Origin of the sequence: Pseudomonas sp. NPDC012596, assembly GCF_042902325.1 — a bacterium.
Lineage (GTDB): Bacteria > Pseudomonadota > Gammaproteobacteria > Pseudomonadales > Pseudomonadaceae > Aquipseudomonas.
On record NZ_JBIBEB010000005.1, the window covers coordinates 241741 to 255136 of the forward strand.

13 protein-coding genes are annotated in these 13396 nt (G+C 62.0%); 3 read left to right on the forward strand and 10 right to left on the reverse strand.

Going from position 1 to position 13396, the window contains the following annotated elements; all coding sequences use genetic code 11:
* Positions 1-198: 198 nt before the first annotated feature.
* Complete coding sequence (locus tag ACFY68_RS08995) at positions 199-957, reverse strand: Nif3-like dinuclear metal center hexameric protein (RefSeq protein ID WP_346615564.1); 759 nt, start codon at positions 955-957, stop codon at positions 199-201.
* A gap of 158 nt (positions 958-1115) precedes the next feature.
* Here ACFY68_RS08995 and algW point away from each other — a divergent pair, with 158 nt between their 5' ends.
* Complete coding sequence (algW, locus tag ACFY68_RS09000) at positions 1116-2279, forward strand: Do family serine endopeptidase AlgW (RefSeq protein ID WP_387525781.1); 1164 nt, start codon at positions 1116-1118, stop codon at positions 2277-2279.
* A 129-nt stretch (positions 2280-2408) separates the two neighbouring features.
* On the opposite strand, the gene ACFY68_RS09005 is transcribed toward algW, so the two are convergent.
* From ACFY68_RS09005 to ACFY68_RS09020, 4 genes are all read right to left on the reverse strand, one after another.
* Positions 2409-3173, reverse strand: a complete 765-nt coding sequence (locus ACFY68_RS09005) for an amino acid ABC transporter ATP-binding protein (RefSeq protein ID WP_387525784.1) — start codon at positions 3171-3173, stop codon at positions 2409-2411.
* 10 nt (positions 3174-3183) lie between these two features.
* Positions 3184-4281, reverse strand: a complete 1098-nt coding sequence (locus ACFY68_RS09010) for an amino acid ABC transporter permease (RefSeq protein ID WP_346615567.1) — start codon at positions 4279-4281, stop codon at positions 3184-3186.
* Between the two features lie 10 nt (positions 4282-4291).
* Positions 4292-5470 (reverse strand): amino acid ABC transporter permease, encoded by a 1179-nt coding sequence (locus ACFY68_RS09015; protein ID WP_387525788.1) that lies wholly within the window; start codon positions 5468-5470, stop codon positions 4292-4294.
* 67 nt (positions 5471-5537) lie between these two features.
* Positions 5538-6566 (reverse strand): amino acid ABC transporter substrate-binding protein, encoded by a 1029-nt coding sequence (locus ACFY68_RS09020; RefSeq protein ID WP_387525791.1) that lies wholly within the window; start codon positions 6564-6566, stop codon positions 5538-5540.
* A gap of 329 nt (positions 6567-6895) precedes the next feature.
* Here ACFY68_RS09020 and ACFY68_RS09025 point away from each other — a divergent pair, with 329 nt between their 5' ends.
* Together ACFY68_RS09025 and rhlB are read left to right on the forward strand one after the other, a co-directional pair.
* Positions 6896-7552: an alpha/beta hydrolase gene (locus ACFY68_RS09025; protein WP_387525794.1), complete on the forward strand. Its 657-nt coding sequence runs from the start codon at positions 6896-6898 to the stop codon at positions 7550-7552.
* 100 nt (positions 7553-7652) lie between these two features.
* Positions 7653-9125, forward strand: coding sequence for an ATP-dependent RNA helicase RhlB (rhlB, locus tag ACFY68_RS09030; protein WP_387525797.1), 1473 nt, complete (start codon positions 7653-7655; stop codon positions 9123-9125).
* A gap of 137 nt (positions 9126-9262) precedes the next feature.
* Here the strand turns inward: rhlB and moaE are convergent, their stop codons facing one another.
* From moaE to ACFY68_RS09055, 5 genes are all read right to left on the reverse strand, one after another.
* Positions 9263-9709, reverse strand: a complete 447-nt coding sequence (gene moaE, locus ACFY68_RS09035; RefSeq protein WP_346615572.1) for a molybdopterin synthase catalytic subunit MoaE — start codon at positions 9707-9709, stop codon at positions 9263-9265.
* A 2-nt stretch (positions 9710-9711) separates the two neighbouring features.
* Positions 9712-9957 carry a molybdopterin converting factor subunit 1 gene (gene moaD, locus ACFY68_RS09040; protein WP_387525800.1) on the reverse strand — a complete coding sequence of 82 codons (246 nt, stop codon included), beginning with the start codon at positions 9955-9957 and terminating at the stop codon, positions 9712-9714.
* On the reverse strand, positions 9957-10427 hold the full coding sequence (gene moaC / locus ACFY68_RS09045; protein WP_387525803.1) for a cyclic pyranopterin monophosphate synthase MoaC: 471 nt from the start codon (positions 10425-10427) through the stop codon (positions 9957-9959). The genes moaD and moaC overlap by 1 nt, the downstream gene beginning before the upstream one ends.
* Positions 10428-10564: 137 nt before the next feature.
* Complete coding sequence (locus tag ACFY68_RS09050) at positions 10565-11959, reverse strand: PhoH family protein (protein ID WP_346615575.1); 1395 nt, start codon at positions 11957-11959, stop codon at positions 10565-10567.
* A gap of 280 nt (positions 11960-12239) precedes the next feature.
* Complete coding sequence (locus tag ACFY68_RS09055; protein ID WP_387525806.1) at positions 12240-13367, reverse strand: polysaccharide deacetylase family protein; 1128 nt, start codon at positions 13365-13367, stop codon at positions 12240-12242.
* Positions 13368-13396: the final 29 nt, after the last annotated feature.

Below are 13396 nucleotides of genomic sequence, written 5' to 3' on the forward strand. Positions count from 1 at the left end.
CGAGCCACTTTATCACAGCGGCTGATTCTATTTAGGCGCCGGGCTAGATCGAAAAGGTCTAACGATATGACTGAGGGTTTGGCTATCAATGCACCGCCTTGCAGCTCAACCCCCGGCTCCCATAGGCTCACCACACACCTTGAAGCCTGCAGTATCCCTGTGGGAGCCGGCTTGCCGGCGATGAGGCCGGACCAGACCTCAAATCGGGTTCGGGCAATCGATGAACAGGTGCTCCACGGCAAACCGCCGGGCCAGGTAATCCCCCAGCGCCTGCACACCATAACGCTCGGTGGCATGGTGCCCGGCCGCAATGAAACTGACACCGTTTTCGCGGGCGCTGTGATAGGTCTGCTCGGACGCCTCGCCACTGATGAACAGGTCCACGCCGGCCGCAATCGCGGTGTCGATGTAGCCTTGCCCGCCGCCGGTGCACCAGCCGACCCGGCGGATCATCGCGTCGCCTTCGACCAGCAGCGGCTCACGCCCCATGACTTCCTGCACGCGACGGGCAAAATCCCGCGCGGTCATGGGCTCGGCCAGTGAGCCAACCAGCCCGACCACCTTGGGGTTCTCAGGGTCAAGCGGCCCCTCGACAGTGATGTCCAGCTGCCGCGCCAGTTGCACGTTGTTGCCGACTTCCGGGTGCACGTCCAAGGGCAGATGGAACGCCAGCAGGCTGATGTCGTGCTTGAGCAGGGTCTTCAAGCGGCGCTGCTTGATGCCGGTGATGCACGGGTTCTCGCCCTTCCAGAAATAGCCGTGGTGCACCAGTATCAGGTCGGCCTCGGCCTCGACCGCCGCATCCAGCAACGCTTGGCTGGCGGTAACGCCGCTGACGATGCGGCTGACCTGCGGCCGGCCTTCGACCTGCAGGCCATTGGGGCAGTAATCCTGGATTTTCGCACTGCCCAGGTAGCGCTCGGCTTCCTCGACCAGGGTATTGAGGGCGACGGCCATGGAAAATCTCCTCGAAATCTGCACGTTCAACGGGAACAACGCCCGTATAATGGCCGCCATTATGGGCCGTCGCCGGCGTTGGGGAAACCGGTGTATGATCGCGCGCGTTTGCGCCCCGCCGCGCCATCATGGCTCTCGCCCACTCCCAGGATTCGTTCATGTTCAAGGCTTTGCGTTATTTTGGCTGGCCCCTGCTTACCGGCATTCTGATTGCCATGCTGATCATCCAGCGCTTCCCGCAATGGGTCGGCCTGCCGAGCCAGGACGTCAACCTGCAACAGGCGCCACAAACCACCCAGATCATGCAGGGCCCGGTGTCCTACGCCGATGCCGTGACCCTCGCCGCACCAGCGGTGGTCAACCTGTACACCACCAAAGTGGTGAACAAGAGCGCCCACCCCTTGTTCGAAGACCCGCAGTTCCGTCGCTTCTTCGGCGACAACCTGCCCAAACAGCGGCGCTGGGAATCGAGCCTCGGCTCAGCGGTGATCATGAGCCCCGAGGGCTACCTGCTGACCAACAACCACGTCACCAGCGGCGCCGACCAGATTGTCGTGGCGCTCAAGGACGGCCGTGAAACCCTGGCCCGGGTGATCGGCAGCGACCCCGAAACCGACCTTGCGGTATTGAAGATCGACCTCAAGAGCCTGCCGGCGATCACCATTGGCCGTTCCGACAGCATTCACATCGGTGACGTCACCCTGGCCATCGGCAACCCCTTCGGCGTCGGCCAGACCGTCACCATGGGCATCATCAGCGCCACCGGCCGCAACCAGCTGGGCCTGAACAATTACGAAGACTTCATCCAGACCGACGCTGCGATCAACCCGGGCAACTCCGGCGGCGCGCTGGTCGATGCCAACGGCAACCTGGTCGGCATCAACACGGCGATCTTTTCCAAATCCGGCGGTTCGCAGGGCATCGGCTTCGCCATCCCGGTCAAGCTGGCCCTGGAAGTGATGAAGTCAATCGTCGAGCATGGCCAGGTGATCCGTGGCTGGCTGGGTATCGAAGTGCAGCCGTTGAGCCAGGAGCTGGCCGAGTCGTTCGGCATGGAGGGGCGCCCGGGCATCGTAGTGGCGGGGATCTTCCGCGACGGCCCGGCGCAGAAGGCCGGGTTGCAACTGGGCGACGTGATCCTCAGCATCAACGGCGAACCGGCCGGTGACGGGCGCAAGTCGATGAACCAGGTGGCGCGGATCAAGCCCAACGAGAAGATCACCATCGAGGTGATGCGCAATGGGCAGCAGTTGAAGCTGATCGCCGAGGTGGGGCTGCGGCCGCCGCCTGCTCCGGCAGCTGCCCCAAAAGAAGAGAAATAACAGAAGGGCTGCTTTGCAGCCCATCGCCGGCAAGCCGGCTCTCACAAGTTCTGCGCATATCCTGAGAGCGGCGCCGTACCTGTGGGAGCCGGCTTGCCGGCGATGGGCCGCAGAGCGGCCCCAGTTGCATCAGTGCAGGATCTGGCTGAGGAAGAGTTTGGTCCGGTCACTGCGCGGCCGGTCGAAGAAATCATCCGGCGCCGCCTGCTCCACGATCTCCCCCTTGTCCATGAAGATCACCCGGTTCGCCACGGTGCGGGCAAAGCCCATCTCGTGGGTCACGCAGAGCATGGTCATGCCGTCCTCGGCCAGGCCAACCATGGTGTCGAGCACTTCCTTGACCATTTCCGGGTCCAGCGCCGAAGTCGGCTCGTCGAACAGCATGATCTTCGGCTTCATGCACAGCGCCCGGGCAATCGCCACGCGCTGCTGCTGGCCACCGGACAACTGCCCGGGGAACTTGTGCGCCTGCTCCGGAATACGTACCCGCTCCAGGTAATGCATGGCGATTTCCTCGGCCTTGCGCCGCGGCATCTTGCGTACCCACATCGGCGCCAGGGTGCAGTTTTCGAGGATGGTCAGGTGCGGGAACAGGTTGAAGTGCTGGAACACCATGCCCACCTCGCGGCGGATTGCCTCGATCTGCTTCAGGTCGTTGGTCAGCTCCACGCCATCGACCACGATGCGGCCCTGCTGGTGTTCTTCCAGGCGGTTAAGGCAGCGGATGGTGGTGGACTTGCCCGAGCCGGACGGCCCGCACAGCACGATACGTTCGCCCTGACGCACGTTCAGGTTGATGTCCTTGAGTACATGGAACTGGCCGTACCATTTGTTCACGCCCTGCATCTGGATGATGCCTTCGAGGCCAGCAGGCTGCTTGATCGCTTCACTCATTTCGAAACTCCTAACGCTTGTGGCCAGTATCCAGCTTGCGCTCCAGGTGCATGGAGTAGCGGGACATACCGAAACAGAAGATCCAGAACACCAGGGCGGCAAACACGTAGCCCTCGGTGGCCATGCCCAGCCAGGCCGGGTCGGCGGCGGCTTGCTTGACGCTGTTGAGCAGGTCGAACAGGCCGATGATGATCACCAGGCTGGTGTCCTTGAACAGGGCGATGAACGTGTTGACGATGCCAGGAATAACCAGCTTCAGGGCCTGCGGCAGGATTACCAGGCCCATCGAACGCCAGTAGCCCAGGCCCATGGCCGCGGCCGCTTCGTATTGCCCTTTGGGGATGGCCTGCAGGCCGCCGCGTACCACCTCGGCGATGTACGCCGACTGGAACAGGATCACGCCGATCATCGCCCGCAGCAGCTTGTCGAAACTCATGCCCTCGGGCAGGAACAACGGCAGCATCACCGACGACATGAACAGCACGGTGATCAACGGCACACCCCGCCAGAACTCGATAAAGGTCACGCAGACCACTTTCACCGCTGGCATCCGCGAACGGCGCCCCAGCGCCAGCAAGATACCCAGCGGCAAGGCGCCGACGATGCCCACGGTGGCTATCACCAAGGTCAGCATCAGCCCGCCCCACTGGCTGGTCGGCACGCTTTCCAGGCCCAGGTAGCCGCCATGCAGCAGCGTGTAGGCGAGGATCGGGTACAGCACCAGGAAGCCCAGGCCGTACACGGCCTTGCGCGGGAACCGCTTGATGAACAAAGGCGCAGCGCCAAGCACGGCAAGCCACACGGTCAGGTCCACGCGCCAGCGCAGTTCGGCCGGGTAGTAGCCATACATGAACTGGCCGAAGCGTTGCTGGATGAACACCCAGCAGGCACCCTCCTTGGTGCAATCGGCGCGCGTGGTGCCGACCCAGTTGGCGTCGATCAACGCCCACTGCAGCAACGGTGGCACGATCAACCACACCAGGTACACGGCGAACAGGGTCAGCAGGGTGTTGAGCCAACTGGAGAACAGGTTGGCACGCATCCAGGCGAATACGCCGACGGTTTTCACCGGTGGCGGCATGTCAGGTTTGAAAACATGAGCATTCACGGGCGTATCCTCACCGCTCGATCAGCGCAATGCGCTTGTTGTACCAGTTCATCAGCAGCGAAATGCTGATGCTGATGGCGAGATAGACACTCATGGTGATGGCAATCACCTCGATGGCCTGGCCGGTCTGGTTGAGCACGGTACCGGCGAACAGCGAGACCATCTCCGGGTAGCCGATACCGGCTGCCAGCGATGAGTTTTTCGCCAGGTTCAGGTACTGGCTGGTCAGCGGCGGAATGATCACCCGCAAGGCCTGAGGGATGATCACTTTGCGCAGGGTCGGGCCCTCGCGCAGGCCGAGCGAACGGGCGGCTTCGGTCTGGCCATGGCTGACCGAACGGATCCCCGAGCGCACGATTTCGGCGATGAACGCGGCGGTATAGATAGTCAGTGCCAGCGTCAGCGCCAGCAGCTCGGGTATCAGCACCCAGCCGCCCACGAAGTTGAAGCCCTTCAGCTGCGGTACTTCCCAGTGCACCGGGCTGCCGAACAGCAACGCACACAGGCCGGGGATGGCAATCAGCAGCGCCAGCCCCACCCAGAACTTGTGGAACGGTTCGCCGGTTTCGTTGAAGCGCTTGTTGGCGTAACGCACCATCGCCACGATAGCCACGATCGCCAGCACCACGGCAACGACAAACGGCCAGAAGCCATCAGCCATGGCAGCGCCAGGCATGTTCAGGCCACGGTTGCTGATGAAGAACATATCGTCGATGTTGATGCTCCCCCGTGGCCCCGGCAGGGTCAGGAACACGGCGAAATACCAGAACAAGATCTGCAGCAACGGCGGGATGTTGCGGAAGGTTTCCACATACACCGTCGCCAGTTTGTTGATCATCCAGTTCGGGGACAGGCGCGCCACACCGATGATGAAGCCCAGCACCGTCGCCAGGATGACGCCGATGAAGGTCACCAACAGGGTGTTGAGCAGGCCGATGACGAACACCCGCGCGTAGCTGTCGGATTCCACATAGGGGATCAGATGCTGGGCGATACCAAAGCCGGCACTGCGGTCGAGAAAGTCGAAACCCGAGGTGATCCCCCGGTGCTGCAAGTTGGTTTGAGTGTTGTGGAACAGGTACCAGCCCAGGCCCACCACGAAGACGATCGTGAGAACCTGGAACAGCCACGCGCGCACACGCGGATCGTTCAGGGATAGCCCCTTTTGTGCGCCGATTCGATTTTGCATGAAGTGCCCCGGACAGTAGGGATTCGAACAGCCTGCGGCGGCGGGATGCCGCCGCAGGGTGCAGCCATCAGCGCACAGGTGGCGCGTACTGGATGCCGCCGTTGTTCCACAGGGCGTTCATGCCACGGTCGATCTTCAAGTCAGTGCTCTGGCCCAGGTTCTTCTCGAACACTTCGCCATAGTTGCCCACTTGCTTGACGATCTGCACTACCCAGTCCTTGGGCAGTTTGAGGTCCTTGCCGTACTCGCCGTCAGCGCCGAGCAAACGGGCGTTGTCCGGGTTCTTGGTCGATTTGGCTTCAGCCTCGACAGTCTTCGAGGTGATACCCGCCTCCTCGGCGTTGAGCATGGCGAACAGGGTCCACTTGACGATGCTGAACCACTCCTCGTCGCCTTTGCGCACCACTGGGCCCAACGGTTCCTTGGAGATGGTTTCCGGCAGCACCACGTAGTCGGTCGGCGCGGCCAGCTTGGAGCGCTGGGCGAACAGCTGCGACTTGTCCGAGGTCAGCACATCGCAACGGCCCGATTCCAGCGACTTGGCGCTTTCGTCAGAGGTGTCGAAGGTGATCGGGGTGTACTTCAGGCCATTGGCGCGGAAGTAGTCGGAAACGTTCAGCTCGGTGGTAGTACCGGCCTGGATGCAGATGGTCGCGCCATCGAGCTCCTTGGCACTGGAAACCCCCAGCTTCTTGTTGACCAGGAAGCCAACGCCGTCATAGTAGGTGACACCGGCAAACACCAGGCCCATGCCGGCATCGCGCGAGCTGGTCCAGGTGGTGTTGCGCGACAGCACGTCGACTTCGCCAGACTGCAGCGCAGTGAAGCGTTCCTTGGCGTTGAGCTGGCTGAACTTGACCTTGGTGGCGTCGCCGAACACGGCGGCGGCCACGGCGCGGCAGACGTCGGCATCGATACCGACGATCTTGCCCTGCGCATCAGGCACCGAGAACCCTGGAAGACCGTCGCTCACGCCACACTGGACGAAGCCCTTCTTCTTTACCGCATCGAGAGTGGCGCCGGCCTGGGCGGTGCTCACGGCGCCCAGCGCGGCGGCAGCGGTGAGGACTGCCAGGGTGGTTTTCAACATCTTCATTCACAACCTCCAAATCGCTCTTGTTGTATGAGCCGGAATTGCACCGCACCCTTATGAGGCGCATCCGACCCGTGTTGGCTTGTTCTTGGGTCAATTGGCGCAATGGGCTGTTCTATGACAGCCTTGCGTGCAAGGGTGTTACCGTGCCGGCCTGACCCTTGCATCGGATGTTCCATAGCAAACGGCGTACCACAGTCGACGGCTAAAGCGTTTAAGCGCACGTCAAGTAGGGAAAGTTGTATCGTTGCGACATTCTTTTTCTGACAATCATTTCCAGCGCCTTCTTTTTGCGCATGCCTTCACCAGATCCGCACACTTTCGGAGCAGTCATGACCAACCCGCTTATTCTCGAACCCCAGAAAACCGCAGACGCTTGTGTGATCTGGTTGCATGGCCTGGGCGCCGACCGTTACGACTTCCTACCGGTTGCCGAATTCATGCAGGAACGCCTGCTCAGCACGCGCTTCGTCATGCCCCAGGCGCCAACACGGCCGGTTACCATCAACGGCGGCTATGCAATGCCCAGCTGGTACGACATCAAGGCCATGACCCCGGCCCGCGCCATTGACGAAACGCAATTGGAAGAATCGGCCGAGCAGATCATTGCGCTGATCAAGGCCGAACAGGGCAAAGGCATCAACTTGTCACGGATCTACCTGGCGGGGTTCTCTCAAGGGGGCGCAGTGGTGCTGCACACTGCCTATATAAAGTGGCAAGAAGCGCTGGGCGGCGTGATCGCACTGTCCACCTACGCCCCAACCTTCAGCGACAGCCACCAGCTCAGCGCCTGCCAGCAGCGCACCCCTGCCCTGTGCCTGCACGGTGTGCATGATTCGGTGGTAATTCCGGCCATGGGCCGTACCGCCTTCGAGTACCTCAATACCTGGGGTGTTGCCGCCCAATGGCATGAATACCCGATGGAGCACGAAGTCGCTGTCGAGGAGCTGAGCGACATCCACAATTGGCTGAGCAAGCAGCTGCAATAAGCAGTATCTCTTGTAGTTGTGGGCCTATTCCGCTACGCCGCGTCCGGATCTTGCATTACACTGCCCGGCGTACATTCCTTAATCAGTTGATGAGACGATCGTGCTCAAGGCACTCAAAAAAATATTCGGCAAGGGAGACGCCGCGCCTCAGGCCGTCGCTCCTGCTGCCAGCGTCACGCCGCCCGCGCCCGCCGCGGCCCCCGTGGCTCAGCCCGAGCCGCAGCCCAGCCAACCGCGTGCCAAACCCGCCGCCAAGCCGGCCGTCGAGGCTCAAGCGCCTGCCGCAATGCCCGCTGCCGACAAGCCGGCCAAGGACAAACCGCGCCGCGAGCGCAAGCCCAAACCCCAGGCCAGCCTGTGGAAGCCGGAAGACTTCGTGGTCGAGCCGCAGGAAGGCAAGACGCGCTTTCATGACTTCAAGCTGTCCAACGAGGTGATGCACGCCATTCACGACCTGGGCTTCCCGTACTGCACGCCGATCCAGGCCCAGGTACTGGGTTACACCCTGCGTGGCCAGGACGCCATCGGCCGTGCCCAGACCGGCACTGGCAAAACCGCCGCGTTCCTCATTTCGATCATCTCCCAGCTGCAGCAGACGCCACCGCCCAAGGAACGCTACATGGGCGAACCGCGCGCGCTGATCATCGCGCCGACCCGCGAGCTGGTGGTACAGATCGCCAAGGACGCCGCTGCCCTGACCAAGTACACCGGCCTGAACGTCATGACGTTCGTCGGCGGCATGGACTTCGACAAGCAGCTCAAGGCCCTGGAAGCGCGCCACTGCGACATTCTGGTGGCCACCCCGGGCCGCTTGCTGGACTTCAACCAGCGCGGTGACGTGCACCTGGACATGGTCGAGGTGATGGTGCTGGACGAAGCTGACCGCATGCTCGACATGGGCTTCATCCCGCAGGTACGCCAGATCATTCGCCAGACCCCACCGAAAAGCGAGCGCCAGACCCTGCTGTTCTCCGCCACCTTCACCGATGACGTGATGAACCTGGCCAAGCAGTGGACCACCGACCCTGCCATCGTCGAGATCGAGCCGGAGAACGTCGCCAGCGAAACCGTCGAACAGCACGTCTATGCCGTGGCCGGCAGCGACAAGTACAAGCTGCTGTACAACCTGGTAACCCAGAACAAGTGGGAACGGGTGATGGTGTTCGCCAACCGCAAGGACGAAGTGCGGCGCATCGAGGAAAAACTGGTGCGCGACGGCATCAACGCCGCCCAGCTGTCGGGTGATGTGCCGCAGCACAAGCGTATCCGTACCCTGGAGAGCTTCCGCGAAGGCCGCATCACTGTGCTGGTGGCCACCGACGTGGCAGGGCGCGGCATTCACATCGACGGCATCAGCCACGTGATCAACTTCACCCTGCCGGAAGACCCGGACGATTACGTGCACCGTATCGGCCGTACGGGCCGTGCCGGCACCAATGGTGTGTCGATCAGCTTTGCCGGTGAGGACGACTCGTATCAGCTGCCTGCGATCGAAGAGCTGCTGGGGCGCAAGATCAAGTGCGAGATGCCACCGGACGAGCTACTCAAGCCGGTGCCGCGCAAGCATCATTGATAGCGGGGGCTGCTTTGCAGCCCAATCGCCGGCAAGCCGGCTCCCACAGGTTTCCACCGAACTCGAGAACCGTGTTGTACCTGTGGGAGCCGGCTTGCCGGTGATCCGGGGCAAAGCCCCGGCCATTCAATCAGGCCTTACCAGCGCCCCGCCGCGTCCTGATCGCTCTGCTTGCCTTCCACCCAGCGCGGCCCCTCCTGAGTGTTCTCCTTCTTCCAGAACGGCGCGCGGGTCTTCAGATAATCCATGATGAAATTGCAGGCATCGAACGCCGCCTGCCGGTGCGCACTGGCCACGCCGACGAACACGATCGGCTCTCCCGGCTGCAGTGCACCAATGCGATGCAGCACCTCGACCTTGAGCAACGGCCAGCGCTGTTCGGCCTCGACCACGATCTTGGCCAGGGCCTTCTCGGTCATCCCCGGATAGTGCTCGAGGAACATCCCCGCCACATCTCGACCGTCGTTGAAATCACGCACATAGCCGACAAAGCCGACCACCGCCCCCACGCCGACATTGGCGGCGTGCATGGCATTGACCTCTGCGCCCGGGTCGAACGCCGCCTGCTGCACTCGCACCGCCATGCTCAGCCTCCGGTGACCGGTGGGAAAAACGCCACCTCATCGCCCGCTTCCAGCGGCTCGTCCAGCCTGCACAGCTCTTCGTTGCGTGCGCACATCAGGTTCTGCTCGGCCAGCACCTCGTACTGCCCACCCTTGGCGACCAAGGCCAGGCGAACATCGTCGACCACCTTGAAGTCACCTTCCAGGCGCTCGGCATCCACACCGAGCAACTCGCGGTAACGGGCGAAATACATCACTTTCACATTCATTACGCCTCCACCTTGTAGTGGCCGCTCTTGCCGCCCAGCTTTTCAAGCAGGCGCACCTGCTCGATGACCATGCCCTTGTCCACGGCCTTGCACATGTCGTAAATGGTCAGCGCGGCGACGCTGGCGGCTGTCAGCGCTTCCATCTCCACACCGGTCTGCCCGGCCAGCTTGCAGCGGGCGACAATGCGCACGGCATCCGCGCCTTCGGCAATGAGTTCGACCTTGACGCTGGTGAGCATCAGCGGATGGCACAGCGGGATCAGGTCGCTGGTCTTTTTTGCCGCCTGAATGCCGGCAATACGCGCCACGGCGAACACATCGCCCTTGGGGTGCTCGCCATCGACGATCATCTGCAAGGTCTGCGGCAACATGCGCACGCGGGCTTCGGCAATGGCCTCGCGCTCGGTCACGGCCTTTTCAGTGACGTCGACCATGTTGGCGCGGCCCTGGGAATCAAGATGTGTCAGCACTGCTCTGCTCCTGTGAAGGGAACACAGAGTGTAAACCTGTGGGTCAGGTTTGAGCAGTGGAATGTACAGTCAGCGGTGGCCTCTTCGCGGGGTTGCCCCGCAAAGAGGCCGGGCGGAGCGCCGCCCGGCGAGGAGGGTTAGAGATGCGACTCGGCATACTCGGCCAGCACCGAGCGTGGGACGCCCTGCAAGGTGATGTGCACGCCGTGGGGGAAGTCCTTGAAGCGCTCGGTCAGGTAGGTGAGGCCCGAGCTGGTCGCGGACAGGTAGGGGGTGTCGATCTGAGCCAGGTTGCCCAGGCAGACCACCTTGGAACCGGAGCCGGCACGGGTGATGATGGTTTTCATCTGGTGCGGCGTGAGGTTCTGGCACTCGTCGATCAGGATGAGGCTCTGCTGGAAGCTGCGGCCACGGATGTAGTTCAGCGATTTGAACTGCAGCGGTACCCGCTCAAGGATGTATTCGACGCTGCCATGGGTGCTTTCGTCATCCATGTGCAAGGCTTCGAGGTTGTCGGTGATGGCGCCCAGCCAAGGCTCCATCTTCTCCGCTTCGGTGCCCGGCAGGAAGCCGATCTCCTGGTCCAGCCCCTGCACGCTGCGGGTGGCTATGATGCGCCGGTAGCGTTTGCTGACCATGGTCTGCTCGATGGCTGCGGCCAGCGCCAGGATGGTCTTGCCGGAACCGGCAGCACCGGTCAGGTTGACCAGGTGGATATCCGGGTCGAGCAGTGCGAACAACGCCAGGCTCTGATGGATATCCCGCGGTTTCAGGCCCCAGGCCTCCTGGTGCAACAGGGGTTCCTGATGCAGGTCGAGCAGCAGCAGCTCGTCGTTGCGGATGCCCTTGATCCAGCCTACGAAACCTTGCTCATCAATGATGAACTCGTTGATGTGCACAGCCGGCAGGTTGTCGATCATCTGCACCCGATGCCAGGTGCGGCCCCGCTCCTGACGGGTATCGACCTTGCTGACGCGGTCCCAGAACGAGCCGGTGACCGAATGGTAGCCCTTGGACAACAGCGACACGTCATCGACCAACTGGTCGGTGCTGTAGTCCTCGGCCGCGATACCGCAGGCGCGCGCCTTCAGGCGCATGTTGATGTCTTTGGTGACCAGCACCACGTCGAAATCGGTGCGCCGGGCGCGGACTTCGAGCAACTGGTTGATGATGATGTTGTCGTTGAGGTTCTCCGGCAGCAGCTTGTTCGGCTCGTTGCGCGGGGTCATCAGGATGGACAGGAAGCCCTTGGGCCCACTTTTGTTGCGTTGGATCGGTACACCCTGCTCGACATCGCTGGGCGAGGCATCACCTAGGGTCTGGTCGATCAGGCGGATGGCCTGGCGACATTCGGCGGCGATGGTCTGTTTACCGGTCTTGAGCTTGTCGAGTTCCTCCAGCACCGTCATGGGTATGGCGACGTGGTGCTCCTCGAAGTTGAGTAATGCGTTGGGGTCGTGAATCAGGACGTTGGTATCGAGCACATAGAGGATTGGCTTGCTGGAGGAAGGGTTGCGTCCTTGGTCATCCATACTCGGTCACCTTATGTCGAAGCCACACGGCGCGGTCTGCTGCGCCGCAGAGTGACTGCCGTGCTCCCCGTATCCGCGTTGCTACGGGCGGGAAGTAACCTGGCAAGGTGGGCTTGGATGACGCCACCTGTGCTGCAGGAATCGGCTGTCTGGTTTCTTCATACAGCAAAAACGATGACTAAAAAAAGCATTTTTACGTGTTGGTGAAGTTTATTTTTCCGAATGACGAATAGGCCTTGGCGCTGACCCCAGACGGGTCTACAGTCAAAAATCAGACCCGTTATTCCTGATAGCCGTATTCGCGGCAATCCTCCCAACCGATGCCGCTTTGCGCGGTATTGCGCAGCAACCATTCCACTGCCGGCTGCGCCTTAGGCAGGCTGTCGTGGAACTGAATCACGCCCTTGCGCCACAGCAGCATCAAGGTCACCACCCGCTGGGCTGATGCTTCAGCAGTCAACGGGCCGTCATCCTCGGCATCGATATCCCAGAGCGACACACGCAGTTGCTGGCTGGCCATGAACGCCTCGCCATCGGCCCGGCGCTGACCATACGGTGGCCGGAACAGCGGCACATATTGCTCCGGCAAATCGGCCTGCACCCGGGCCTGGCTACGTTTGAGCGAATCCTGCCAACCATTCCACTGGGCATGCGAGCGGTACTCCCAGCCCTGAATGCCCACGCATTGCCCTTTATAAAGACGGCCCAGCGCGCCCGCGGCACCGGCATCCCGGCGCTGCTGCAAGCGGTTGCCCAAGACAAAAAAAGTGGCCTGCAGCTTCTGTTTGCGCAGGTAATGGGCCAGCGTATCGGTGGTGCTGCCCTCGGGGCCAGGGCCGCCAACGAAGGTCAGAAGGAACATGCGATCGTTCAGCTCATCGCCATTGCGCTCGCGGTTGGACAGGCGCTCCACCTCGCTGCTGGTCTGTGGCAACAACGCTGCCTTGCGCAGTTGTTCATCGAGATAGCGCACATGGAACTGGTGGCTAGGCTCTATCCAACCTGTATAGAACGTGCCGACATCGGCTGCAAATGTCGCCGCCTTGGTGCGTAAATCGGCCATGGACTCAACCAGATAGCAGAACGAGGCATCCTGCTCGCAACTGCGCTGCGCCTGCTGGTAACCCTGCCACAAACGCTGCCACATGCGTGCCCGTACTGCTCGCACCTTCTGCAGGTTAATCTGCCGCAGCCCCAGGCGTGCCGCCAGGGTAGCGTCATCCAGCAGCTCGCTTTCATGCAGCACCTGGGCAAACGACAGGATCTCCGCCCGCGAGGCCACATCGAACAGCGCCGGGCTGTCCAGTTGCTCGGGCCACAGACTGCGGTCCAGGCTGGCCGGGGGAATGGGGGCGGCCTGGGCGGCCAGGCTCATCATCAAGGCCAGCAAGGCACCGGCAATGCGCACGATCGGTCTCTCCGTGACGGCGAAACGGG